This window comes from Arthrobacter sp. P1_B4 (assembly GCF_056406555.1).
In genome coordinates this window covers 56,923-81,481 of sequence record NZ_JBFTZW010000011.1, presented here as the reverse complement: position 1 = coordinate 81,481, position 24,559 = coordinate 56,923, and the positions used below count along the sequence as shown (strand labels likewise).

Annotated in this window: 28 protein-coding genes and 1 other RNA gene; 16 read left to right on the top strand and 13 right to left on the bottom strand. The window is 67.0% G+C overall.

The features are described 5' to 3' along the window. Positions 1-21 precede the first annotated feature (21 nt). From AC1D1W_RS07410 to AC1D1W_RS07390, 5 genes are all read right to left on the bottom strand, one after another. The gene (locus AC1D1W_RS07410; protein WP_476943332.1) at positions 22-957 is read right to left on the bottom strand and encodes a glycosyltransferase; all 936 of its coding nucleotides are present in this window, start codon (positions 955-957) and stop codon (positions 22-24) included. Next, a complete protein-coding gene (locus tag AC1D1W_RS07405) occupies positions 954-1,841 on the bottom strand; it encodes a glycosyltransferase (protein WP_223916130.1) in 888 nt (295 codons plus the stop codon). The genes AC1D1W_RS07410 and AC1D1W_RS07405 overlap by 4 nt, the downstream gene beginning before the upstream one ends. Before the next feature lie 9 nt (positions 1,842-1,850). Beyond that, positions 1,851-2,225: a DUF2304 domain-containing protein gene (locus AC1D1W_RS07400; protein WP_043435190.1), complete on the bottom strand. Its 375-nt coding sequence runs from the start codon at positions 2,223-2,225 to the stop codon at positions 1,851-1,853. Continuing rightward, positions 2,225-2,977, bottom strand: a complete 753-nt coding sequence (locus AC1D1W_RS07395; RefSeq protein WP_476943331.1) for a glycosyltransferase family 2 protein — start codon at positions 2,975-2,977, stop codon at positions 2,225-2,227. The genes AC1D1W_RS07400 and AC1D1W_RS07395 overlap by 1 nt, the downstream gene beginning before the upstream one ends. Before the next feature lie 123 nt (positions 2,978-3,100). Further along, positions 3,101-4,351 (bottom strand): polysaccharide biosynthesis protein, encoded by a 1,251-nt coding sequence (locus AC1D1W_RS07390; protein WP_243181209.1) that lies wholly within the window; start codon positions 4,349-4,351, stop codon positions 3,101-3,103. Between the two features lie 95 nt (positions 4,352-4,446). Between AC1D1W_RS07390 and AC1D1W_RS07385 the strand changes: the two genes are divergently transcribed. The 3 genes from AC1D1W_RS07385 to AC1D1W_RS07375 are packed head-to-tail and all read left to right on the top strand — an operon-like array spanning position 4,447 to position 7,645. Further along, positions 4,447-5,202, top strand: coding sequence for a glycosyltransferase family 2 protein (locus tag AC1D1W_RS07385; RefSeq protein ID WP_243181210.1), 756 nt, complete (start codon positions 4,447-4,449; stop codon positions 5,200-5,202). Positions 5,203-5,233: 31 nt separating this feature from the next. Then, the gene (gene rfbB / locus AC1D1W_RS07380) at positions 5,234-6,232 is read left to right on the top strand and encodes a dTDP-glucose 4,6-dehydratase (protein WP_243181211.1); all 999 of its coding nucleotides are present in this window, start codon (positions 5,234-5,236) and stop codon (positions 6,230-6,232) included. A gap of 3 nt (positions 6,233-6,235) precedes the next feature. Next, positions 6,236-7,645, top strand: coding sequence for a sugar nucleotide-binding protein (locus AC1D1W_RS07375; protein ID WP_476943330.1), 1,410 nt, complete (start codon positions 6,236-6,238; stop codon positions 7,643-7,645). A gap of 105 nt (positions 7,646-7,750) precedes the next feature. Here the strand turns inward: AC1D1W_RS07375 and AC1D1W_RS07370 are convergent, their stop codons facing one another. After that, positions 7,751-10,264: a lysozyme gene (locus AC1D1W_RS07370; RefSeq protein ID WP_476943329.1), complete on the bottom strand. Its 2,514-nt coding sequence runs from the start codon at positions 10,262-10,264 to the stop codon at positions 7,751-7,753. 291 nt (positions 10,265-10,555) lie between these two features. Between AC1D1W_RS07370 and AC1D1W_RS07365 the strand changes: the two genes are divergently transcribed. From AC1D1W_RS07365 to ssrA, 13 genes are all read left to right on the top strand, one after another. Next, positions 10,556-11,779, top strand: coding sequence for a TadA family conjugal transfer-associated ATPase (locus tag AC1D1W_RS07365; RefSeq protein ID WP_243181214.1), 1,224 nt, complete (start codon positions 10,556-10,558; stop codon positions 11,777-11,779). Then, a complete protein-coding gene (locus AC1D1W_RS07360; protein WP_243181215.1) occupies positions 11,779-12,633 on the top strand; it encodes a type II secretion system F family protein in 855 nt (284 codons plus the stop codon). Before AC1D1W_RS07365 ends, AC1D1W_RS07360 begins: the two co-directional genes overlap by 1 nt. Beyond that, positions 12,630-13,571: a type II secretion system F family protein gene (locus tag AC1D1W_RS07355; protein WP_476943328.1), complete on the top strand. Its 942-nt coding sequence runs from the start codon at positions 12,630-12,632 to the stop codon at positions 13,569-13,571. The genes AC1D1W_RS07360 and AC1D1W_RS07355 overlap by 4 nt, the downstream gene beginning before the upstream one ends. Positions 13,572-13,865: 294 nt before the next feature. After that, positions 13,866-14,069, top strand: a complete 204-nt coding sequence (locus AC1D1W_RS07350; protein WP_476849007.1) for a hypothetical protein — start codon at positions 13,866-13,868, stop codon at positions 14,067-14,069. A 3-nt stretch (positions 14,070-14,072) separates the two neighbouring features. Next, entirely contained in the window at positions 14,073-14,498 is a 426-nt protein-coding gene (locus AC1D1W_RS07345) for a TadE family protein (protein ID WP_084475966.1), read from the top strand. Beyond that, positions 14,479-14,931, top strand: a complete 453-nt coding sequence (locus AC1D1W_RS07340; protein WP_243181218.1) for a hypothetical protein — start codon at positions 14,479-14,481, stop codon at positions 14,929-14,931. Before AC1D1W_RS07345 ends, AC1D1W_RS07340 begins: the two co-directional genes overlap by 20 nt. 35 nt (positions 14,932-14,966) lie before the next feature. Then, the gene (locus AC1D1W_RS07335) at positions 14,967-15,380 is read left to right on the top strand and encodes a pilus assembly protein TadG-related protein (RefSeq protein ID WP_243181219.1); all 414 of its coding nucleotides are present in this window, start codon (positions 14,967-14,969) and stop codon (positions 15,378-15,380) included. A 141-nt stretch (positions 15,381-15,521) separates the two neighbouring features. Next, positions 15,522-16,637, top strand: coding sequence for a peptide chain release factor 2 (gene prfB, locus AC1D1W_RS07330; RefSeq protein ID WP_028276033.1), 1,116 nt, complete (start codon positions 15,522-15,524; stop codon positions 16,635-16,637). Positions 16,638-16,830: 193 nt separating this feature from the next. Next, entirely contained in the window at positions 16,831-17,652 is an 822-nt protein-coding gene (gene ftsE / locus AC1D1W_RS07325; protein ID WP_043435207.1) for a cell division ATP-binding protein FtsE, read from the top strand. Then, positions 17,649-18,563, top strand: coding sequence for a permease-like cell division protein FtsX (gene ftsX, locus AC1D1W_RS07320; protein WP_028276034.1), 915 nt, complete (start codon positions 17,649-17,651; stop codon positions 18,561-18,563). The genes ftsE and ftsX overlap by 4 nt, the downstream gene beginning before the upstream one ends. A 26-nt stretch (positions 18,564-18,589) precedes the next feature. Next, complete coding sequence (locus tag AC1D1W_RS07315; RefSeq protein ID WP_476943337.1) at positions 18,590-19,993, top strand: peptidoglycan DD-metalloendopeptidase family protein; 1,404 nt, start codon at positions 18,590-18,592, stop codon at positions 19,991-19,993. A 126-nt stretch (positions 19,994-20,119) separates the two neighbouring features. Then, a complete protein-coding gene (gene smpB, locus AC1D1W_RS07310) occupies positions 20,120-20,590 on the top strand; it encodes an SsrA-binding protein SmpB (protein ID WP_026266743.1) in 471 nt (156 codons plus the stop codon). A 111-nt stretch (positions 20,591-20,701) separates the two neighbouring features. After that, positions 20,702-21,070: a transfer-messenger RNA gene (ssrA, locus tag AC1D1W_RS07305) on the top strand. A gap of 143 nt (positions 21,071-21,213) precedes the next feature. Here ssrA and AC1D1W_RS07300 read toward each other — a convergent pair. The 7 genes from AC1D1W_RS07300 to AC1D1W_RS07270 form a co-directional block, all read right to left on the bottom strand. Next, a complete protein-coding gene (locus tag AC1D1W_RS07300) occupies positions 21,214-21,558 on the bottom strand; it encodes an SHOCT domain-containing protein (RefSeq protein ID WP_243181221.1) in 345 nt (114 codons plus the stop codon). A 33-nt stretch (positions 21,559-21,591) separates the two neighbouring features. Then, positions 21,592-22,080, bottom strand: coding sequence for a DUF6325 family protein (locus tag AC1D1W_RS07295; protein WP_476943327.1), 489 nt, complete (start codon positions 22,078-22,080; stop codon positions 21,592-21,594). 301 nt (positions 22,081-22,381) lie between these two features. Then, positions 22,382-22,516, bottom strand: coding sequence for a hypothetical protein (locus tag AC1D1W_RS07290; RefSeq protein WP_018775274.1), 135 nt, complete (start codon positions 22,514-22,516; stop codon positions 22,382-22,384). Between the two features lie 47 nt (positions 22,517-22,563). Then, complete coding sequence (locus tag AC1D1W_RS07285; protein ID WP_476943326.1) at positions 22,564-22,935, bottom strand: hypothetical protein; 372 nt, start codon at positions 22,933-22,935, stop codon at positions 22,564-22,566. A gap of 87 nt (positions 22,936-23,022) precedes the next feature. Continuing rightward, positions 23,023-23,391, bottom strand: coding sequence for a fluoride efflux transporter FluC (locus AC1D1W_RS07280; RefSeq protein ID WP_476943336.1), 369 nt, complete (start codon positions 23,389-23,391; stop codon positions 23,023-23,025). Continuing rightward, positions 23,391-23,840, bottom strand: coding sequence for a fluoride efflux transporter FluC (locus AC1D1W_RS07275; protein ID WP_243181224.1), 450 nt, complete (start codon positions 23,838-23,840; stop codon positions 23,391-23,393). Before AC1D1W_RS07275 ends, AC1D1W_RS07280 begins: the two co-directional genes overlap by 1 nt. Continuing rightward, entirely contained in the window at positions 23,841-24,554 is a 714-nt protein-coding gene (locus tag AC1D1W_RS07270; protein ID WP_243181225.1) for a metal-dependent transcriptional regulator, read from the bottom strand. Positions 24,555-24,559: the final 5 nt, after the last annotated feature.

Sequence of the window (24,559 nt, the reverse complement as noted above, 5' to 3'; positions counted from 1 at the left end):
TGGCCCGMGTGCCCGGTGGTGTCAGGCCGAGTGCCGGCGCCCGGTCCGGCCGCGGAGGCCGTCGGCGGTGCCGCGGAGCGCCGAGCCGAGCCGGGCGGTGCGGCCGGGCGCCAGCAGGGTCACGATCAGCAGGTGCCGCAGATCGCCCCATACCCCGCCAGCCACCCAGGCGGGATACCGGACAGCGTACCGGCGGCCCGTGACGAGGCGGTTCCTGAAGATGTAGTAGTAGCGCCAGGTCGCGGCGGTGCGAACCTGCAGCGGGCGGCCGCCCGCCGGGACTGGCCGGCCAAACACCTTGGCCTCCACCATCGTTCCCAGGGAGTGGTCGAACTCCGCCGCCGCGAGGACGGTGGGCAGGCCCGCGGCGAGTGCGCGGTAATAGTACTCGGTGTCGACCAGGTCGATGAAGAGCTCTTCCCAGAACCCGCCAAGGACGTCCAGCGTGCCGGCCGGGATCAGGAGGCCCGACTGGATCGGCTCCCGGCCCAGGGCGACGCCGTTCCGGGTCCCGGCGCGCAGCACCGGGTTTCCGTGGATCCTGGACGGGGAGATGAGGCCGGGTTCGACGCCGGCGGCCCGCGCGTCCGCGGCGGCCCGGCGCAGCGCCTGCACATAACCGGCGGGCAGCAGGGAGTCCTGGTCCACGGTCAGGACGTATTCCGGGTTGCCGTGCCGGCGTGCCGTGCGGATGCCGGCGTTCAGGGCGGCGCCGATACCGGCGTTCTCCGGGAGGCGCACCACTTCTGCGCCGGCCGCGGCCAGCGCGGCGAAGATCGGCTCGAAGCCGGGGCCGCCGCCGTCGTCAACCACCACGACGGCGTCCACCTGCTCCCGCAGCGATTCGACGTTGCCGATCAGCGCAGCCGTCGGCCGGAACGCGGTGACGACGCCGGTGACGCCGGTGGCGCCCGTGGCAGGGACGGGGGATTCGCCGGTCACGTGGGGTTCGCTCACTTTCCGAAGGAATGCCGCAGGAGGATGCCGAGCGTTCCGGAGGCACTTTGCCGGAGCGTGCCGGCGAGGATCAGGAGTGCGTGCGCCCGGGACGTGAGCCGCAGCCGGGCGGCCCGGGCCGCCTTGCGCCAGCCCTTCGCCGTGCACAGCGCCGCGGCCAGGTCGAAGAAGTCGCGTTCACCGACGAACCGGGACCCGTCGACGAGTTTCGCGGACGACGCGCTGTGAGTGTGCCGGCGGTATTCGAAGCAGATATCCGGGACGATCAGCAGCTCGGCCCCGCCAAGCACCATGTCCATGACGAGGGCGAGATCCTGGATGACGGGGAAACCGTCACGGAAGTCGTAGTCCCGGATCCGGTCGCGGCGGAAGGCCAGGGAGGGCCAGTAGAGCCAGTCGCCGTGCAGGAGGCTGACCGCCAGCCGCTCGCCGCCCACGAGCCGGGACCCGGTGCCGCGCGGTTTGACCAGCCGCTGCTTGACGATGTCCACCAGGGGAACGGAGGGTTTGCCGTCCTCGTCGATGATCTGGACGCCGGGCTGGATAATCCAGGCGTCGGGGAATTCGGCGTGGGCGCGCAGCACGACGTCCACGAAGTTCGGCAGCAGAAGGTCGTCGCATCCCATGACCACCAGGACGTCCTGGCTGGCCAGCGAGACGCAGGTCCTGAAGTTCTCGGTGATGCCCTCGTTCTTATCCTTGCGGATATACGTGATCCGGGGATCGTCCGCGGCCTCGACGTAGCGTCTGACGTCGTCGCCCGGGTAGGCGTCGTCAACCACCGTCAGGCGCCAGTCCGGGCTGGTCTGGGCCAGGACGCTGTCGACGGCCAGTTTCATGTAGTTAACGTCGCCCCAATAGGGGATAAAGATGTCCAGTGCCACCGGGGCCTCCTACTTCGTCGTCGGCGTCGCCGGAGCGTCGCCGTCCCGGGAGGACATGTCCTCGACCATGGTCCGGAGGATGGCCACTTCCTCCGCGAGGGTGCGGGTCTCGTCCTCGACCACGGACAGCTCCCAGGACAAGTGCAGGCAGACACCGAGCAGCAGCAGGATGCTGATGATGAACAGCAGATTGGACGGCAGCTGGACGCCGACGCGTTCGGCCACGATCGTCAGCAGGCTCGGAAACGCGGCCAGAACCAGCGTGCCGATGCCCACGAAGAGCCAGAGTGCTGCGTATTTCTCGCGAAGCTTCTTTCGGCGGAGCATCTCGAAGACGACGCCGACGATCGCCAGGGCAAGGAAAAAGGCGGGCCAGTTGCCCATTAGACGGCTCCTTTGGGGGCCAGCGCGGGGTCGGAAATGGTGGACCGCTTACGGGTCAGCGCGAACATGAGGGCGAAGACGGACCGGCCCAGGTAGACGGCGGACTTGACGGGGTTGTGGCTGGGAGTCCCGCCTTGGCGCGGGCGCATTTCGACCGGGACCTGGGTCACCCGGCAGCCGGAGYGGATCGCCACCACCAGGGAGTCGATGGTGTCACCCAGATACTCCGCAGGGTAGTGGTCCAGATACTGGTTGATGGCGCGCCCGTTCGCGGCCCGGAAGCCGCTGGTCACGTCCGTGAGCCGGGTCTTGGCCAGTCCTGAGATGACCTTGGCGAGGAGCTGCATGGCCCACTTGCGCGGGCCGCTGACCGAATAATCGCCGCGGTCGGCAAAGCGGGCACCGATGGAGATGTCCGCGTGCTCCAGGCCTGCCAGGACCTCGTGGATATTGCGGGGATCGTGCTGTCCGTCGGCGTCCACCTGGATCACGCGCTGGTAACCGAGGCGCTGGGCGTACTTGAAGCCTGCCCTCATGGCACCGCCGACCCCCAGGTTGAACGGCAGTGTCAGGACGGTGGCGCCAGCGTCTTTCGCGACCGCGGCGGTGGCATCCGCAGAGCCATCATTGACCACCAGGACATCGTAGGGCCGGCCGACGCTCAGCACTTCCCGGACGGTATTCCCCACGGACTCGGCTTCGTTCCACGCCGGCATTATGACCAGCACACGGGTCGAGTCAAGAATTTTCATAGTTCTCCAATATATCAACGGCGCGGAGGCGGCTGACGGAGTGGGCGGCGTCCAGTTCGGGATTCGTGATCATCCGGGGGAATGCGGTGATGACGGCGGCGTCCGGCCGTGGGCATCTGGCGATCACGCTGCTGATCCTACCTTCCGGCCCCGGCCGCGGGCGCCCGCGGGCAGGATCCGGAGGGAAGGGCGCAGCAGGCCCAGGAACAGGAGGGCCTCGCTCACGGCCATGCCCAGGGCGATGCCGGGAACGTTGGCCGCCAGCCCGGCCGCCACCATGAGCAGCACGCCGACGACGGCGGAAACCGCGGTCCACATCAGCACCGACTTCTGGCGCTGGGCGGGGATCAGCACATTCCGGATCAGGGGCGTTGATGAAGAGATGAAGAAGAAGGACACCCCGTAGAACAGGCAGGTCAGGGTGTCCGCGCGGACAGCTTCGCCGAACATCACGCCGGAGACCCACGGGCCGAACAGTGTGAGGAAGATCCCGCCCGCGAGCCCCAGGGCCGCGTGGGCAGCCATGGCCGCGAAGTGGCGGCGGCGCGGGTTGGCGGCATCGTGTTCCAGGGTCCAGCCCTGGAACGTGTTGCCGAGCGCCACAATCGTGAAGAGCCCCAGGCGGTAGATGGCGTCCGCCGAGGCGAAACCGGCCGTGGCAGCGGCCGATGGCACCGTCGCGGTGGCGATCGGAACCGGGGACGAGCCGTAGGCGCTTCCCGTGAAGTTGATGCCGGCCGTGCCCGCGGTGGGCACGATCTCCCGCACGACGGTCCGCGGGCTCCGGGGCAGCCAGGTCCGGGGTTCGCCGAACCGGCGGTGGAATGCGATCAATGCCACGAGCGTCGTAAGGACCGAGACCAGCCCGTACGTCCAGACTTGTCCGGTGAGCAGGATGACCGGGGCGCTGATGATGGCCGCAAAGAAGCGGGGGAGGGTGTCGTAGACGGCGAGGATCCGGGGCTGGCCGGTGCCGATGCCGTACCACGCGGGCGAGAAACCGGTCAGCGCCGTGGCCCAGGCCATGGTGATGGCATCGAGGCGGAAACCCTCCCGGGCCACGAGCGCGACGATCACGCTCATGACGGGCAGGACGAGGACCGCGAGCAGGATCCGGGAACGGACGCTCCTGGAATAAAGTGCCGCCCGCAGCGGGAAGGCGCCGGCACGGGCAATCTCGACCGGGCCCGAGATGTTCCAGCTCCAGAGAATGATGGTCGACGCAAAGATGCCAATGGCTTGGCCGGAGGTGATGCTGGACCAGCCGGCGGCCCCCACCACCCGCGAAACGACCGGGAGGAGCAGGAACGGCAGGACCAGCGCCAGCAGCGGCAACAGGGTGAAGCCTGCAAGCCTGAACAGAACGGGTCTCATGCGGTACGGTCCTCGTGCTGGGGGGCTTGACCTAACGATGATACGCGATTGCCCCGCACCGGCCCCTGGCCCGGGAGTCGCCTAGAGTGGTTCGCATGAACGACGAGAATGGCCCCGGCGTGCCGAAGATCAGGGCCAGCGTGTGCATGGCCACCTACAAGGGTGCGGCCTTTGTCCGGGAGCAGATAGCGTCCATCCTCGCCGAGTTGGGTCCCGACGACGAGCTCGTCGTGGTCGATGATGCGTCCCCCGACGAGACTGCCGCGATCGTGGAGGGGATCGAGGATCCGCGGATCCGGCTCGTCCGCTCGCCTGTCAACCGGGGGTACGTGCGCAGCTTCGAGGAAGCGATCCGGCTGAGCCGGGGGGAGTACGTGTTCCTGTCCGACCAGGACGATGTCTGGATTCCGGGCCGGCTGGAGCTGATGCTCGCTGCCTTGTCCGGTTCTATGGTGGTCGCCAGCAATTTCGACATGCTGGGCGGCGGAAACCGGCCCTGGATTCCGCGGCTGAAGTCCGCGGACTCGCGGCGGCACGTGGCAAACTTGTTCGCCATCCTGATCGGGTACCGGGCGTACTACGGCTGCGGCATGGCCTTCCGCCGGGAGGCTGCCCGCTGCTTCACCCCGATTCCTGCTTACGTCCGGGAATCACACGATCTCTGGCTGGCCATCTGCGGCAATGTCGCCGGATCGATAACCCACCTTGACGAGTCGACCATTTACCGCCGGATCCACGAATCGAACCAGACGCCGGCCGGCCTGCGGTCGCTGCCGAAGATCGTCGCGGCCCGCGTGATGCTGGTCCGGCTCATGGTCGAAGCCCTCCGGAGGACCCGCCGGCGGGTCTGAGCAGGCAACGGCCTTTCGGTAAGCTGGCCTCATGCAGAAACTCCTCGTCACCGGCGGCGCCGGCTTCATCGGCTCCAATTTCGTCCACTACGTACTGGAGAACACCGACCACCACGTCACGGTCCTCGACAAGCTCACCTACGCGGGCAATGTGGAGTCGCTGGCGGGCCTGCCTGCAGACCGGTTCACGCTGGTGCAGGGCGACATCTGCGACGCCGCCGTGGTGGAGCGCCTGGTTGCCGGGTCCGACGTCGTGGTGCACTACGCCGCGGAATCCCACAACGACAACTCGCTGCACGATCCGCGCCCGTTCCTGGACACCAACATCATCGGGACCTACACCCTGATCGAGGCCGCGCGGAAGCACAACAAGCGCTTCCACCACATCTCCACCGACGAGGTCTACGGCGATCTCGAACTCGATGACCCGGAGCGGTTCACCGAGAGCACGCCCTACAACCCCTCCAGCCCGTATTCCTCCACCAAAGCGGGCTCGGATCTGCTGGTCCGCGCCTGGGTGCGGTCCTTCGGCCTGCAGGCAACCATCAGCAACTGCTCCAACAACTACGGTCCGTACCAGCATGTGGAGAAGTTCATCCCGCGCCAGATCACCAACGTGATCGACGGCATCCGTCCCAAGCTGTACGGCAAGGGCGAGAACGTCCGTGACTGGATCCACGCCAACGACCACTCGTCCGCTGTCCTGGCGATCATCGCCGGGGGCCGGATCGGGGAGACCTACCTGATCGGCGCCGACGGCGAGAAGAACAACAAGGACGTCGTCGAACTGATCCTCAAGCACATGGGCCAGGCGCCGGACGCGTACGAGCACGTGGTGGACCGGCCCGGCCACGACATGCGGTACGCCATCGACTCCTCCAAGCTGCGCGAGGAACTCGGCTGGAAGCCGCAGTTCTCCAACTTCGAGGCCGGCATCGAAGACACCATCGCCTGGTACCGGAACAACGAGGACTGGTGGCGGCCCCAGAAGGCCGCCACGGAAGCGAAGTACAAGGAACAAGGCCAGTAGATTATGTCGATCGAGTTCTCGAAGAAGCTCACAGCGCACGAAACCCCGATCCCCGGCGTCGTCCTCTACGACCTTCCGGTCCACGGTGACAACCGGGGCTGGTTCAAGGAGAACTGGCAGCGGGAAAAGATGGTGGCGCTTGGCCTGCCCGACTTCCGTCCGGTGCAGAACAACATCTCGTTCAACGAATCCGCCGGCACCACCCGCGGCATCCATGCCGAGCCGTGGGACAAGTTCATCTCCGTGGCCACCGGCAGGATTTTCGGCGCCTGGGTGGACCTGCGCGAAGGCCCGACCTTCGGCGCCGTGTTCACCGCCGAGATGGACCCCAGCCAGGCCATCTTCATTCCCCGCGGGGTGGGGAACGCCTTCCAGACGCTGGAGGACAACACCGCCTACACGTACCTCGTCAACGACCACTGGTCCGCCGACGCCCAGGGCCAGTACACGTTCCTGAACCTCGCCGACGAGACCGCGGCCATCAGCTGGCCGGTGCCGCTGGGCCAGGCCGAGCTCTCGGACAAGGACAAGGCGCACCCGCGCCTGGCGGACGTCACGCCGATGCCGCCGAAGAAGGTCCTCGTGGTCGGCGCCAACGGCCAGCTCGGCAAGGCGCTGCGCCGGCAGTACGACGGCGACCCGTCCGTTGAGTTTGCCGGCCGGGACGAGTTTGACCTCGGCAGCGAGGAGGCCTTCGCCGGACGGAACTGGACGAACTACTCCACGATCATCAACACCGCGGCCTACACCGCCGTGGATGCTGCCGAGTCGGCCGAGGGCCGCGCGGCCGCCTGGGCGGTCAACGTCACGGCCGTGACGCGGCTGGCCCGCACCGCCGTCGAACACGACCTCACCCTGGTGCACGTGTCCTCGGACTATGTCTTCGACGGCACGCGCGCCACGCACGACGAATCGGAGCCGGTGGCGCCGCTGGGCGTCTACGGCCAGACCAAAGCCGCGGGCGACGCCGTCGTCAGTGTGGTGCCCCGGCACTACATTGTGCGCACGAGCTGGGTGATCGGCGAGGGCAACAACTTTGTCCGCACCATGGCCTCGCTGGCCGAGCGCGGCATCGAACCGTCGGTGGTTGATGACCAGATCGGGCGGCTGAGCTTCACCGAAGACATCGCCGCCGGCATCCGGCACCTGCTGGAATCGGGCGCCGAGTACGGCGTCTACAACCTCAGCAACGACGGCGAGCAGCAGTCCTGGGCGGACATCGCCGCGGACGTCTACGAACTCTCCGGCAAGCCGCGGGAGGCCGTGACCGGTGTGAGCACCGAGGAGTACTTCAAGGGCAAGGCCGTCTCGCCGCGGCCGCTGAACAGCGCCCTTAACCTGGACAAGATCAAGGCGACCGGGTTCACCGTTCCTTCCGCGGCGGAGCGGCTGAGCGACTACCTCGGTTCCTGATTTAACGGTCCTTAACGGTCAGCCCCAGGCACCACAACGCAGACCGGCCCCCGCATGTGCGGGGGCCGGTCTGCGTTGTGCGTGGTCCGGCGTCAGCCAGGGCCGCTAATAGGTGAGCGTTTGGCACCCCAGCAGGGAATTGTTCAGGCTCAGCATCGAGACCGCGACGCCGTAGGCGCACACCCGGTACTGGCCGCGCTGGGTGATGGGGACCGATGACGTGAAGCCGTGGTTTCCGACCGTGTCGAGGGCCCGGTTGACGTCCGGGCGCTTCTGGTCGGCCATGAAGGCGTACCCCTTCCGGATCCCGTCAGGCGAGGTCACGTAGACGTGGTCCGGGATCGATGAGGCGGGGAAGGACGGATCCAGGGTCCAGCCGGAGGCCTTGATGGAGGCTTTGCCGCTGGCGACCTGGATCGAGGCCCCATCCAGGTAACCCATGGTGGCGGGGGTCGGGGCCGCGCTGATGGACTTGCAGCCCAGCAGGGTGTTGCCGGCCGTGACCGGGGCGATGCCGATGGCATAGGCGCACACGGTGTACTTCCCGGCCCGGGTCAGCGGGACCGAGACCTGGAATCCGTGGTCACCGACCGTCTGCAGCGCGGCGTTGACGTCCGGACGCGGGCGGTTCGCGGTGAAGGCGTAGCCGGGGTTGGTTCCGTTCGGCGACTGGACGTAGACGTGCACGGGCACGCTCTTGCCTGGCTGCACCGGATCCAGTGCCCACCCGCTCACCTGGAAGTTCGCGGCGTTGGGCGCCTGGGTGAGGGACACCGAATCGTAGGAGCCGAAGGGTGCGGGGTTGGCCTCGACGTTTGTGGTCTTGCAGGACAGCAGCACGTTGGCGTTTCGCCCGATCCCGTAGACGCACGCACGGTACGATCCCGGAACGGTGGCTTTGACCTGGTAGTCGAAGCCGTGGGCCAGCCCCAGGCCCGTCGCGTCCGCGACATCCTTCCGTGCGACGTTGGCCGTCATCCGGTACCCGGTGGTTTTCCCGGCCGGGTCGGTGACGTAGGCGTCGGCATAGCTGGAGGCCGAGGGGTTGGCGAGGTCGGCTGCCCAGCCCTTGAGCTGCAGGGTGACCTTGTCTGCCGTGCGGACCTGGCCGAAGCTGTCGAAGGACCCCGTCGGTGCCTCCACCCCGGTGGCCCGGATGGACTTGCAGTCCAGGAGTGTGTTGCCGAAGGACCCGATGGCGTAGGCACAGACCTTGTACGTGCCCGAAGCCGTGATCCGGACCGTGCCGTCGAAGCCGTGCAACGGACCGTAGCCGAGGGCCTGGTCAACATCGGGCCGGGGCTGGTTGGCCTGCCAGGCGTAGCCTTTCGTGGTCCCGGACGGATCAGTCACGTAAATGTGGGTCTGGATCGAGGACGACGTCCTCGCCAGGTCTGCCGACCAGCCCCGGGCGCGCAGGAAGACCGCGGCGCCGTCGCGGGTTACGGAGAGGTCGTCGAAGGACCCGGTGGGCAGCGGCGTCCCGGCGAAGCGCTGGAGTGAGGCATAGTCGCCGTTCCAGATATTGGAGTCACCCACGAACGGCCCGGTGCTGCTGTATTGCCACATGCTGAAAACGCTCCAGCTGGAGGGGACGGGCCCGGCGTTGTCCGTGGCGGAGAGCGGGTAGGACGCGACCCACAGCGGGTAGTCGCCGAAGCCCGCCGCGTTGGCCGTGCACTGGTTCCACCACGACGTGTTGGTGTAGATGACGGGAAGGCGGCCCGTGAGGGCCCGCATGGTGTTCCCGAAGTCGCGCACCCAGGACGTCAGCTGCGAAGGGGACATGCCGTAGCAGGTGTTGCCGAAGTAGAAGCCGTTGATGGTTCGGCCGGCGTAAGGGTTGAATTCGAAGTCGAGGACCGGGGGCATGGTCCGGCCGTCGGCACTCCAGCCGCCGCCGTTCTGGACGAAGAAGCGTGCCTGGTCGGCTCCCGATGACCAGTTCGGGATCGCGAAGTGGTAGGCGCCCCGGATCATCCCGACGCTGCGGGCGCCGTCGTACTGGGCGCCGAAGGAATCATTGGTGAAGTAGTTTCCTTCGCTGGCCTTGACGTAGGCGAAGCGGGCCCCCATGTTCCACTGGCTTTGCCAGTTGACGCTGGTCTGGTGGCCGCTGACGTCCAGGCCTTTGACCCCGTACGACGGCGACCACGTGCCCTGCGTGGTGAGCGATTCAATGGCGGCGGACTCGGTGGTCGCCTTCAGAAGTGGCGACGGAACGCTGACCCGGGCGGAGCGCTGGCCCATCTCGGCGCCACCGGGGCCGACCGCCGCGGCCATGGCCGCCCGGTCCTTGACGCCGCCTGCCAGCGCCGCGGACTGTGCCGCCGCCTGGGTTGCGGTCGCTGCCTGCGTTGCGGTCGGTGCCGGCGCCGGGGCGGCCGGTGCAGGTGCCGTGGCGGCCGGGCGGGCCGTTGCGGATGCCGCCGGCACGGTGCTCGTGGCCGTCGGCGACGGGCTGGCAGAAGGGGTGGCAGACGCCGGGGGCGTGGCCGGCTGCTCGACGGCGGTTGCCGGCGACGGAACGCCGGTGATGGCCAGCAGGGTGGCGGCGAGGAGAATGGCCCCTGCCCGGCGGCATCGGTGGCTGGTGGGGGGGTAAAGGGTGCGCTTCATGTTCCGCTCCGGGGCAATGGCACGCTGTGGGAGCCGCGCCACACGGTCTCGCGCCCGAGGGGCTACGAAGAGAGCTGGCCGGGCTGAGAGAATGTCTGACTTAACGCGCTCACCCTAACATCGGCCGACATCTGAGACCAGTGATTCAAGAGTTACCAAAGTGAAAGTTGTCATGTTGAAACCAAGCGGTTATCCACATGCACCCACGGCACCCCTTGCCGGACCGGTTGCCCGCCCCTAGTTTTAACCCCATCGCGCCGGCACCGGGGCGGCAGTCATATGGGGGTCCAGGTGGAGGCTGTACGCATTGTTGAGGACGAGGTCCGTGAGCTGATCCGCCGGCGGGGCCTTGACCCCCTGCGGGAGTCCGGCGAAGTCCGGCGCCTGGTCGAGGCGGCTGTCAGCGACTACGACGAACGGGCCCTCCTGGCGCCGCTGCCCCCGCTGGGCCCGTTGGAGTCGGCCCGGAGATTCGTCTTCGACGCTGTGGCGGGCTTTGGTGCGCTCCAGCCTCTCCTCGACGATCCGGGCATCGAGGAAATCTGGCTCAATGCGCCGAATGAAATCTATGTGGCGCGCAACGGCGAATCGGAACTGACCTCCGTTTCGCTGACGGACCAGCAAGTCCGGGACCTTGTGGAACGGATGTTGAAGAGCTCAGGCCGGCGCCTGGACATGTCCTCGCCGTTCGTGGACGCGGCGCTCCCGGACGGCTCCAGGCTGCACGTCGTGATCCCGGACGTCACCCGGCGTCACTGGGCAATCAACATCCGCAAGTTCGTCGTCAAAGCCAGCCGGCTCGAGCACCTGGTGGAGCTGGGAACGCTCACCCCGCAGGCGGCCAGGTTCCTCGGCGCGGCCGTCGCCAGCGGCCTCAACATCCTGGTCTCGGGCGCCACCCAGGCGGGCAAAACCACCATGCTCAACTGCCTCGCCGCCAGCATCGGCACCCGCGAACGGGTCATCACGGTGGAGGAAATCTTTGAACTGCAGTTGCCGCTCCGCGACGTCGTCGGTCTTCAGTGCCGTCAGCCGAACCTGGAGGGGCAGGGGGAGATTCCGCTGCGCCGCCTGGTCAAGGAGGCCCTGCGCATGCGGCCGGACCGGATGGTGGTCGGGGAAGTCCGGGAGGCCGAGAGCCTGGACATGCTCATCGCTTTGAATTCCGGCCTTCCCGGAATGTGCACCGTGCATGCGAACTCCGCCCATGATGCCGTGACGAAAATCTGCACGCTGCCGCTGCTCGCCGGCGACAACATCTCCAGCGCGTTCGTAGTGCCCACCGTCGCGTCCTGCATCGATCTGGTGGTCCATTGCAGCAGGCACACCAGCGGGCGGCGACAGGTCACCGAGATCCTGTCCCTGGGCCGCCGGGTGGAAAACGGGATCATCGAGTCATCCATGGTGTTCACGATGTCGGACGGGCAGCTTCTGCCCAAGGCCAACTCCATGCCCGCCGCGGAAAAGTTTGCCCGATCCGGGTACGACGTCGCTGCGCTGCTGGAGCAGCGGTGATGGCGCCGCTGGTCGGGATGCTGGGCGGCGCCGGCCTCCTGCTGATCTGGTGGTCCGCGTGGGAGACGCCTGAGAGCGGGCGGCGCAGGCCCCGGACCAGCCGGCTTGAGGACCTCCTGCGGTCGGCGGGCATCGAAAAGGTCAGCGCGGCAGGGCTGCTCGCCTCGTGCCTTGGACTCGGGGCCTTCACAACGCTCGCGTTCTTCGCAGTTACCGGGTCATGGCCGATCTCGGGATGCTTTGGCCTCTTTGGCGGCTGGCTGCCGATGGCGATGGTCCGGTGGCGTGCCAGAAAGCGCACGGCTGTCCTCCGCCAGCTCTGGCCCGACGTCGTTGATCATTTGCGCTCAGCCATCAGGGCCGGCCTGTCGCTGCCAGAGGCTCTTATCCAGCTGGGCGACAAGGGCCCCGTGGAGCTTCGCCACGTGTTTGTGGACTTTGGCTCCGACTACCGGTCGGGAGGCCAGTTCGATCCCTCACTCACCCGGCTCAAGGACCGTCTGGCCGATCCCGTGGCGGACCGGATCGTCGAGGCCCTCCGGCTCACCCGGGAGGTGGGCGGTTCGGACCTCGGGAGGCTGCTGGGCACCCTCGCGGAGTTCCTGCGGGAAAGCGCCAGGACCCGGAGTGAGCTGGAGGCAAGGCAATCCTGGACCGTCAACGCCGCACGCCTCGCCGTCGCTGCGCCCTGGATTGTCCTGGTGTTGCTGGCCAGCCGTCCTGAGGCTGTGATGGCGTATAACACCCCGCTCGGCGCTGCCGTCCTTTTGGGCGGCCTTGCCGTCTCCCTGCTGTCCTACGCCATCATGCTGCGTATCGGGGCGCTGCCGGAAGAACAGCGGGTCCTCCGATGACCGGCCTGATGGCCGGCGCCACGGTGTGCGGGGCCGTGCTCGGGGCGGGCCTGTGGCTGTTCCTCGTCCGGCTCCCCTTTATGCGCCCAACGACGTTCGTCGAACGTATCGAACCGCAGCTGAGAACCCACAACCTCGAATCCCGGCTTTTGCGCACCGTCCCGCGGAATGTCACACCGTTTGGGCCGCTCGAACGGATCCTCCGCCCGGCGTTCCGAGACGGTGCCAGGTCCCTGGGCCGGATCAACCTTGGCGCGACGGCGTTAAACCGCAGGCTCGCCCGCGCCGGCAGCGCCAAAACAGCCTTGGACTTCCGGGCTGAGCAACTCCTCTGGGCGGCCGGCGGCTTCGTCCTCGCCGTCGGCGTTGTGGCGCTCGCCGGCTCGATCGGCCGCTTCAGCCCGTTCGTCGCCGTCGTGGCCGTCGTGGGCAGCGCCGTCGGCGGGTTCCTGCTCCGGGACTACCTGTTGGGCGCGCACATCAAGAAACGGGAGGCGCGGATGATGGCGGAGTTTCCGAGCATCGCCGAACTCATGGCCCTGGCCGTCAGCGCCGGCGAAAGTGCCACCGGTGCCCTGGACAGGGTCTGCCGCAGCGCGCGGGGTGAGCTCTCGCAGGAATTCGGCCGTGTCCTCGCCGAGACCAGGTCCGGCAAGCCCCTCGTGGAGGCCCTCCACGAGTTCTCGTCCAGGACTGATCAAGGACCGTTGCTCCGTTTCGTGGACGGGATGATCGTGGCCGTCGAACGTGGAACACCCCTCGCCGACGTCCTCCGGGCGCAGGCACAGGATGTCCGGGACACAGCCAAGAGGGAGCTCATGGAGTCCGCCGGCAAGAAGGAAATCGGCATGATGGTGCCGCTGGTCTTTGGCGTCCTTCCGCTCACGGTCATCTTCGCCGTCTTCCCCGGTCTGGCCGCCATCAGTCTCGGACTCTAGGTACCTGGCGAACGACGACGACGGACAGCCGGCGGCTGCCCACCGGCCGGCACGGGCAGGACTCAAGAAAAGTCGTACGAGGAGGGAACAGGATACGAAGGACGCCCTGCAGCCGGCCGGCCAGCCAGGGGCACACGGTGCACGATCTGCCGGCGACACGTCACCAACCATCAGATCCAAAAACAGGACTCCGGAACAACAGAAAACCAGCAAACAGAGAACCAGAGAACCAGGAAAGAGGACACGATGAAGAACTTCGGAACCCGGGCTGCAGTGGCGGCCTGCGCGCTCAGCATGTTGACTTGGTGGTCTGCTCCGTCGCAAGCGCGGGCGGGGGACCACTCTGACGTGGGTACCGCCCATCCCCAGCGCGGGGACGTCCCCGGCTGGGTCATGATCACCCTCATGTCGGCAGTCCTCGTGGCCGCCCTTCTCGCCCTCGCCGGTCCTGCGCTTGAGGGACTCTTCAACCAGGCCATGGACAAGGTCGGACAGTAGGCAATGGCAGCCCAGGGCGGGGGGACCGGGCGCCAGATCGATAGCGGGGAAAACCGCAAAGGCGTAGAGCGGGGCGCTGCAGTGGTGGACTTCGTGCTGATCGGTGCGTTGCTCACCTTGCTCTTCCTCGCGATCGTGCAGCTCACCCTGGTACTTCACGTCCGGAATACGCTGATCGACGCCGCCGCCTCGGGCGCCAGATACGGCACGTTGGCCGACCGCAACGACGGGGACGCCAAGGAACGGACTGTCCAGCTGATCACGGCAGCGCTCAACGCGGATTTCGCGCGGGATGTGGGGACAAGCGAATCGACGTTCCAGGGCATCCGCACACTCGAGGTGACCGTCCGGGCACCCCTGCCGGTCATCGGCTTCATCGGTCCCCGGGCGCTCTTGGAGGTGAAGGGCCATGCGGCAATCCAGCGTTGAATGGCCGGAGCACGCCGCCTCACCGGAACAGGGGAGTGCCGTGGTCGAGTTCGTCTTCTTGTCCGCGCTGCTGATGGTGCCGCTGGTGTACTTCATCATCACCGTGGGCCAGATCCAGGGCGGGTCGTTCGCAGTCGTGGGCGCCGCCGACCAGGCCGCCAAGGTCTACGTGGCCCAGCCGGACGCGGCAAGCGGCCGGGCAGCGGCAGAGCAAGCCGTGCTGCTGGCGCTCGCCGATTACGGCCAGCCGGCGGGAAACGCCACCGTCGACACCCGCTGCGAGCCTGCCGATTGCCTGGCTCCCGGCTCGGCGGTGACAGTCACCGTCCGCCTCACCGTTCCCCTGCCGTTTGTGCCGTTCAGCGGCGCACTGCATCTGAACGCGAGCCAGCTCAGCGCGTCGGCAACCCAACTGGTGGGCAGGTTCCGGTGAGGGGCCGGCCCGGGCCCCGCCGGCAGGAGGGACAGGTGCTGGTGCTGAGCATCGGCTTCATGCTGATTGCCCTGCTGGTCGCCACCGTCGTAATGGCGGCCTCCAGCGTCTACCTCGAACACAAGAAACTGCTCTCCCTCGCTGACGGCGCCTCGGTGGCCGCCGCGGACAGCTTCACGCTCGGCCAGCTGGGCAACTCCGGCGGCACACCGTCCGCCGTCCTCAGCGGGGCGAGGGTTCGCAGCGCCGCCGTCGACTATCTGGGCCGCAACGGCGCGTTCGAGCGCTTCAGCGCCCTAAGCGTGGCGCCGGGGACCGGCAGCCCGGACGGCGCCACCGCCGTCGTCGTCCTGAGTGCAGCCGTCCACCCGCCGGTGGTGAACTTCCTGGTGCCGGACGGCATCCGGATCGAGGCGACGTCCACGGCGCGCTCCCGCCTCAGCCGGTGAGCTGCTGGCCCGCCACTCCGGTTGCCCTATCTGTAGATGCTGCCAACCAGGCCGTCAGGCAACCCAAGTGACAGGTCACCCGGATACAGGGCAACCGGCAGGGTCAGGGGGCTAGGACACATAGCGTAGGCTTAAAAAACCATGGCAAACATTGATTTTCCCGCTGAAATCCGCGCGCTGCGGGCCACCTACACGTCCATCGAGAACGTCTCGAACGTCGAGGCGCTCAAGGAAGACATCGCCGAGCTCAGCGAGCGGGCCGGTGAACCCAATCTGTGGGACGACCCCGCCGCGGCGCAGGTCATCACCTCGAAGCTCTCGCACAAGCAGACCGAACTCGAGCGGCTCAACAAGCTCGTGGCCAGGATCGACGACCTCGAGGTCCTCGTGGAACTCGGCCAGGACGAGGACGACGCCGACTCCATGGGTGAGGCCGCCGCGGAACTCGAATCGGTCCGCAAGGCGCTGGCCGACCTTGAAGTCGTCACCCTGCTCTCCGGCGAGTTCGACGAGCGCGAAGCCGTGGTGACCATCCGCGCCGGCGCCGGTGGCGTGGACGCGGCGGACTTCGCCGAAATGCTGCTGCGCATGTACCTGCGCTGGGCCGAACGCCACGGCTACCCGACCACCATCATGGATACCTCCTATGCCGAAGAAGCCGGGCTGAAGTCCGCCACCTTCGAGGTCAAAGCGCCCTACGCCTTCGGCACGCTCAGCGTCGAGGCCGGCACCCACCGCCTGGTCCGGATCAGCCCGTTCGACAACCAGGGCCGCCGCCAGACCTCGTTCGCGGCCGTGGAAGTGATCCCGCTGATCGAGCAGACGGACTCCATCGACATCCCGGACAACGAGATCCGCGTGGACGTCTTCCGCTCCTCCGGCCCCGGCGGGCAGTCGGTCAACACCACGGACTCCGCGGTGCGCCTCACCCACATCCCCACCGGCACCGTGGTGTCGATGCAGAACGAGAAATCGCAGCTGCAGAACCGCGCCGCCGCCCTGCGCGTGCTGCAGTCCCGCCTCCTGCTGCTGAAGAAGGAACAGGAGGACGCCGAGAAGAAGGCGTTCGCCGGCGACGTCAAAGCCTCGTGGGGCGACCAGATGCGCTCCTACGTCCTGAACCCGTACCAGATGGTCAAGGACCTCCGCACCGAGCATGAGGTCGGCAACACCTCGGCCGTGTTCGACGGCGAAATCGACGACTTCATCGACGCCGGCATCCGCTGGCGGACGGACAACCGCAACGCCGAGAAGTAGGCCCGGCGCCCGGCCGGGCGCCTCCACTGGGAGGTCCCTGACAATCGCGCGACACGCCCCGCCGTTCCGGCGGTTCCGCCGTTACCCGTGCGTATAGTCGAGGGGCCGGAGCTCTACTTCCCCCAAACGAAAGCCCTTGCGCCGGCAGCAGAACCGGGCCCTCGCGGCCATGTCCTGCAGGGTACTAAGGGCCATGATCCGTTTCGAAAATGTCACCAAGGTCTATGACCAGAAGGCGCGGCCGGCGCTGGATTCGATCAACCTTGAGATCGACCGTGGCGAATTCGCCTTCCTCGTCGGCGCCTCCGGCTCCGGCAAATCGACCTTCCTGCGCCTGGTCCTCAAAGAGGACCGTGCCTCCTCCGGCGCCGTCTACGTGGCCGGCCAGAACGTCGCAAACATCTCCAGCTGGCGCGTGCCGCGCCTGCGCCGCGGAATCGGCGTCGTCTTCCAGGACTTCCGCCTGCTGCCGCAGAAAACCGTCTTCGCCAACGTCGCCTTCGCCATGCAGGTCATCGGCAAGAGCCGCAGCGTCATCCGCGACACCGTCCCCGAGGTCCTGAAGACCGTCGGCCTGGAAGGCAAAGAAAACCGTCTCCCGCACGAACTCTCAGGCGGCGAGCAGCAGCGCGTGGCGATCGCCCGCGCCGTCGTGAACCGCCCCGGCATCCTGCTGGCCGACGAGCCGACCGGAAACCTGGACCCCACCACCTCGATGGGCATCATGGGCGTGCTGGACAAGATCAACCAGAACGGCACCACCGTGGTGATGGCCACTCACGACGACGACATCGTCAACGAAATGCGCAAACGGGTGGTGGAACTGAAGAACGGGGTCGTGATCCGCGACGAGGCCAAGGCCCTCTACACCTCCATGATTCCCGTCGTGGGCCAGTCGCGCCGCCTGCGCGACGCCAGCGGACGGGACGAACAGCCGCAAGTTATCCCGCCCCGGGCCGGCTCGCGCGCCGAAGCCCGCGCCGAGTTCCGCACCGCAGGGGAGGGCCAGGCGTGAGGCTTGCATTCGTCCTGGGCGAGATCGGCAGCGGCCTGCGCCGCAACCTGTCCATGGTGATCTCCGTGATCCTGGTGACCTTCGTGTCGCTGACCTTCGTCGGCGCCGCCGGCATGCTGCAGCTGCAGATCAACCAGATGAAGGGCTACTGGTACGACAAAGTCCAGGTGGCCATCTTCCTCTGCAGTGACGGTTCGACGGCACCCGGCTGCGCCACCGGTCCGGCGACGCCGGAGCAGGAGGACAACCTGCGCACGCTGCTGAAGTCGCCCGCGGTGGCGCAGTACGTCAACGACTTCCAATACGAGTCCAAGGACGACGCCTACAAGCACTTCAAGGAACAGTTCTCCAATTCCCCGATCGTTGACTCCGTGACCCCGGACCAGTTGCCGGCGTCCTTCCGGATCAACATGAAGGACCCGGAGAAGTACGAGATCATCAGCGAGACCTTCTCCTCCCAGGCAGGGGTAGAGACCGTGATCGACCAGCGGCAGCTGCTGGAGCGGCTGTTCTCGGCCATGAACGCCGCGTCCCTGGTGGCCGTGAGCATTGCCGGAGTCATGATCATCTGCGCCATTTTGCTGATCGCAACCACCATCCGGCTCTCCGCGTTCAGCCGCCGCCGGGAAACAGGCATCATGCGCCTGGTGGGCGCGTCCAAGATGGTCATCCAGCTCCCGTTCATCCTCGAAGGCGTCATCGCCGCGGTCATCGGTGCCGCCCTGGCCTCCGGCACCCTGTGGGCCGTGGCCCGCTTCTTCCTCGAAGGCGTCCTGTCCAAGCAGTATCCGGACACCGCGTTTATCTCACCCGGGCAGACCCTGATCCTGGTACCTGCCCTGATTGGCCTGGGCGTTGTCCTGGCCGGAATTTCCTCCCTGCTGACCCTCCGCCGGTACTTGCGGGTCTAGCTTTGCGCAACGAAAAGGGAATGCTTATGACACCGATGGCCCGCCGCCCCCTCCGGCAATCCCTCCGGCTCCGCCTGGTGGGGCGCCGCAGCCGGATGATCAGCGCCACCCTGGCGCTGGTCCTGGCCGGGACCATGGGGGCCTCGGGTCCGGCGGCATTCGCCGACGACCTTGAGGACCAGCAGGCCGCGCTGCGCGAGGAGGCGGCCCGGGTCCAGCACTCCCTCGAATTCGTGGACGGCAAGATCGCCCAGGCCGCGGCAGACCTGGTCCTGTACCAGGGCCAGCTCCCCGGCGCCCAGCAGGCGCTCACGGACGCCCAGGGCCGGGTGGCCGGAGCGGTCCAGGAAGTGCAGGCCCTCGCGGCCCGTGTGGACCTGGCGCAGCAGAACAAGGCAAAAATCACGCAGCAGCTGGAAGCGGACAAACAGAAGATCGCGGACACCCGGAAGCTGATCGGGCAGATCGCCACGCAGGCCTACAAGTCCGGCGGCGTCCCATCCAACCTGTCCCTGTTCTTCGGGTCGAACCAGGGCAGCAGCCTGACGGACACCATCGACCTCGCGGACCAGGCCCTGCGCAGCCAGAACTCCGCGATGGACAAGCTCACCCAGCAGAGCGCCACCAACGTCAACGCGCAGGCCCGGCTGGCCGCCGTCGAGGCTGAAATCACCGACCTCAAAGCCAAAGCCGACGCCGCACTGGCCCGGGAAAAGGCCGCCCGGGACGAGGCTGCAGCCAAGAAGGCCGCCGTCGACAAGCTGATTGCCGACACCACCCGGCTCGACGCCCAACTCCAGGCCGCCAAGCCCGGCATCCAGAACCAGCTCGCGCAGGTCAAGGCCCAGCAGGACGCCGTCGCCGCCGAGATCGCCGAACGCGACCGGAAGCTGCGTGAGGCCTGGCTGGCCGAGCAGCGACGCATTGCCGAGGCCGCGGCGGCAGCTGCCCGGGCGCAGGGACAGGCGGTCCAGCCGTATGTCCCGCCGGCCCAGGGCTCGCCGTCGGCCTTCGGGCTGCAGCACCCGTTCCCAGGCAATATTCCGATCACCTCCGGGTTTGGCTGGCGGGCGACGCCGCCGGGCACCATCGACTTCTACGGCCAGGGCGGCTACATGCACACCGGCATCGACTTCGGTGCCGCCTGCGGCACGCCCGTCTACGCCGCGGCTGCCGGCACCGTCTTCTCGGCCGGCTGGGCCAACGACGGCGGCGGCAACAACGTGAAGATTTCCCACGGGGTGGTCCAGGGCAACTCGCTGACCACGATTTACTACCACAACACTTCCGTGGCGGTCTCGGTCGGCCAGCACGTCAACCAGGGGCAGCTGATCGCCTATTCAGGCACCACCGGCAACTCCACCGGCTGCCACTCGCACTTTGAGACCTGGCTCAACGGCCGGGCCGTGGACCCCATGAACCTGCTGTAGTCCGGCCCGGGCAGTCCGGCAGGCCATCCGGCGGGCCATCCGCTGAGGCGGGCGCCCTGCCGTAAACTGGAAAGACTCCGCACCACCTGGCCGGAGTGAACCACCAACAAACCGAGGAGTCCTACCGTGCCCAAAGAAAGTGGCCGTAAGGTAGTGGCCACCAACCGCAAGGCCCGGCACGACTATCACGTCCTTGACACCTATGAGGCCGGCATCGCGCTGATGGGCACGGAAGTGAAGTCCCTGCGCGAGGGCCATGCCTCGATGGTGGACGGCTTCTGCACGTTCTACAACGACGAGCTGTGGATGGAGGGCATCCACATCCCCGAGTATCACCAGGGGAGCTGGACGAACCACGCCGCACGCCGCCGTCGCAAGCTGCTGCTGCACCGCGAAGAGCTCACGAAGATCTCGCACAAGATCCGCGAGTCGGGCTTCACGATCGTGCCGCTGCAGCTGTACTTCGTGGACGGCCGTGCGAAGGTCGAAATCGGCGTCGCCCGCGGCAAGAAGGAATATGACAAGCGCCAGACACTGCGCGAACAGCAGGACAAGCGCGAGGCCCAGCGCGTCATGCGCGAACGCAACCGCCGCTAGCGCGCCGCAGGCTGTCACGGTGCCAGGGAATGTTTCCCGGAGGCGGTGCGTTATGATTGGTAGTCCGGGAAGGATCCGAAAGTGTCCGGTCCGGGTTTGATAAAAAAATACGGGGATGATCGGTTTCGACGATGTTAGTCGCGACAGGTGAAGCGGGCCGAGGATGCAGAATTATCTCGTAAACGCTGTCTGCAAACCAATAAGTGCCGAATCAAAACGCACTGACTTCGCTCTCGCTGCCTAAGCAGTAAGACAGTCCGTCAGCCCGAGGTTGCTATTGCCCCGGATCCTGGCGTCATTTAGATAGCCACTGCTGTTTACCTCCGTCATCGGGGTAAACGGGACTCTTAGATGACTGGGCCCGGATCAGCCAGCTGTTTGCAGCATGGCTGGGGCCGAGAAATTCCAACGCAAACTGCGCCCGGAGAAGCCCTGACAACACGACATCGGACGGGGGTTCAATTCCCCCCATCTCCACGTAGGGGCCCGGCAACGGCGCTCCACCCCGTATTGGGTTCACAAGACTCCCCGCCGGCTTTTGCCGGCGGGGAGTTTTGTGCTTAAAAGCCAAAGAGGAGGGAAGCGTCTTCCGACACTTCCCTCCTCTTTGCAGTTGCTTGGCACTACATGCCGAGGATCTTCGCCTTCTGGACGCCAAACTCTTGTTCCGTGAGAATCCCTTGATCCTTCAGCGCCCCGAGCTGCTTGAGCTGTTCGAGGGCTTCGTTTGAGATGCCGCCGGCAGCCGGGGGAGGGGGTGGTGGCTGCTGGTAGACCGGCTGCTGGTAGGCCTGCGGCGGTGGCTCCTGCTGGGCCATCTGCGAATCGTAGGCCTCCTGCTGCTTGGCCGCGGTCGCGGCGTCCTTCTCGGCAAACTTGTTGGCCTGGCGGCGCTGGACCCGGCCGCTGACTGCACTGGCTGTCCCGGCAACCACCGCCGTCCGCCCTATACCTCTGAGAAGTCCCATAATTTTCTCCTGTCGGATTGCTTCCTGTGTGTCTTACGCGTCGGGTGCCTGCGACACGGCGGGTGCCGTCGTCTCGGCGTCGAGGGCCTCGAGGGCATCGAGTGCTTCCATCACGTCCGGAGCAGGGATCCGCGTGCTCGCGATGAGTTCGCCCCCGCTGTCCCGAACGGCCGCCACGAACGGTGCCGCCCAGATGTTCTCGTAGACGATCAGCGCGGCCACAGTCCCGGGGAGCAGCGCGGCCGAGGCCTCGGCGATGTCGTCATCGCCCAAGAGCCCGGTCCGGGCTCCCTCGAAGTAGGAGAACCCCGCCGCCGGACCGCCTGGGTCGGTGAGTTCGAGCACCTCGACAGATCCGCCGTCATTCTTCATGACGACGAGGAGATCGAAGAGGCGGATCACGCCCTGCTCGACGAGCTTAACGAGTTCCTCACTCGCCTGTCCCGTCAGTCCCGATACGGGGAACTCCAGGAGTACGAAGTCGACCGGCCCGTGGGCCTCAGTCTCCGGTGTGATTGTCACTGGTATTCCTCCGGTCTGTGTCGAGCACGCTGTCTGGCGCACTGGTCTTAGTGTGGGCGGTCCCCGCCGGGCCGTCACCACCCGCGTCGAATGATTCCGATGGGGGCCGCGCCGCTCAACGGTTGGAACTGCCCCGCGGACATGGCCCCGGAATGGGACCTCTCGGTCGGATTCCAAGACCACTAAACCGCCAACGGGAGATTGTCACATCATCCATTTCGGGTGAGCCCCCAGCCCGCCGCGACGTGTCAGGCCAATACGACAAGAGGCCGGAAGCAACGGCTTCCGGCCTCTCGATATTTCAGCGCTTCTTGATGTGTGCCACGGGGTCGGTGTGGGCATCGACGATGTGTTTCGCCTTCTTCTCTGCCCGTTTTTCCTTGATGGTTTTAACCGACTTCTTCGACACGCTCTGGTGCGGCGTCTTGTCAGGCATGGTGCTCTCCCTCACGGCAGGGGCCAGGGGTAGCCCCGTCTTTTAAGCTACGCCTCGGGAACGGCGGCGTCCACGATCCCTGCGAAACGGCTGCCGACGCCGTCGTACACACTGCGCACGAGCCCGGGCCCGAGCACGGGGATCTCGCGTGCCTCGTGGTGCACGCAGCAGACGTACGTGAATTCCGGCCACCATTTTTTGGGCCGGGCCGCTTCGGAGAATCCGCAGACGGCACAGGTGAGCTGGACCCAGACGGGCCGCTTGCCGGTGCGGTTTTCCTTGGACTGGACCAGCCACGCCGGCGGGTTGTCCAGCAGCTCGCCCAGCTCGGCCTCGGACAGCCGGGGCGGAATGCCGTGACGGTGCGCCATTTCCAGGGGAATGTCGAGGATCTGGGCTGCTTCACGTCGGGTAACCATCCTTCAACGATACGGGAACGACGGCGGCCCGAAGCCACCAGGGCGCCCCGGTGTTACCCTCGCCACACCGGCGGCGGCCTGAGGTTTTCAGCCGGCGAGGGCAAGCCCAAGCGCCGCGGCCGTGAGCCCCGCGAGAAGGTTCGCGCCGATGTTGAGCGCCGCCGCCCGGTACCGCTCTTCGCTGACCAGGCGGACCGTCGCGGTGGTCCATGAGCTGAAGGTGGTCAGGCCGCCGGCGAGACCGGTTGCGATCGCGGCGTGCCAGTCGGCGCCCAGCTCCAGGTGGCCGGTCAGGCCGATGGACCAACCGATGATGAAAGATCCGGCGACGTTGACCGTGAGCGTCGCCCAGGGCCAGTGCGGTCGGGAGCCCTGATGGTGCGCGAACCAGGAGTCGACGGCGAACCGCAGGAGTGCTCCCGCCACCCCGCAGGCCCCGACCACCAGCGCGGTCATCATTGGGCACCGCCGCGGAGGTCGGCGATCGCCTTGCCGGTTTTCCAGCCGGCCGCCGCGGCCCCGAGGCCCAGGACGAGCGAGAGCCCGAGGTAGGCCAGCCACGTGGCGTGGTAGCCGCCGCGGATCTGCTGGTCAATGGCGATCACCAGCGCCGAAAAGGTGGTGAAGGAACCCAGGAGGCCGGGGCCGATGCCGGCCCGCAGCCAGAAAGCCGTCTGTGGCCGCGCGATCCAGAGGGTGGTCAGGGTGGCCAGAACGAAACTCCCGGAGACATTGATCGCCAACGTGGTCCACGGCACCGCGCCGGCGCTTTCGGGAAAAATCAGGCCGGCGCCGAAACGCAGCTCGGTTCCGATCAGCCCGCCGACGGCGACGGCGGACCAGGCCTTCCAGCCCGGCACGCCGGGGCGCGGCACGGCCCGGCGCTCGTCCAGCGCACCTTTCACTCAGCTCTCCGTGACGCTGCAGCCGGCGTGCCCGGCATCGCTGTGGACCCAGAGGGCCGAGGCGACCTCGTCGGCGAAATCGAATTCGCGCGGTGCCGGGGCGGAACCGATCCGCACTACCATGGGGCCACCGAAGGGACGCCGGCCCACCACCTCCACTTCGGCGTCGAGGTCGATGTCCTCTGCGGCGAGATAGCGCAGGAGCTCCGGGTTGTCGTCGCTGATCCGGGTGATCCGGCCGGTGTGGCCGTCGTCGAGTTCGCTCAGGCGGTGGGCGGCGGGCATCAGCACCGAGCCGTCGGCTGCCGGGATGGGATCGCCGTGCGGGTCCCGGGTGGGGTTCCCCAGCTTGGCCGCCATGCGTTCAATAAAAGTGTCCGAGACGGCGTGCTCCAGGAGTTCGGCTTCGTCGTGGACCTCGTCCCAGCGGTATCCCAGCTCGCGGACGAGGAAAGTCTCGATCAGCCGGTGCCGCCGGACCATGGACAGGGCGAGCCGGACTCCATCGCTGGTGAGCGTGACGGCGCTGTAGGGCTTGTGGTCTACGAGGCCCTGGTCTTTGAGTTTGCGGACCATTTCCGACACCGAGGAGTTGGCGACGCCCAGGCGCTGCGCCAGCTGCGTGGAGGTGATGGGCTTGCGCTGCCACTCGGTGAACGAATAGATGACCTTGACGTAGTCCTCGATCGAGGAGGAGGGCGTACTGGTCTTCACAGACC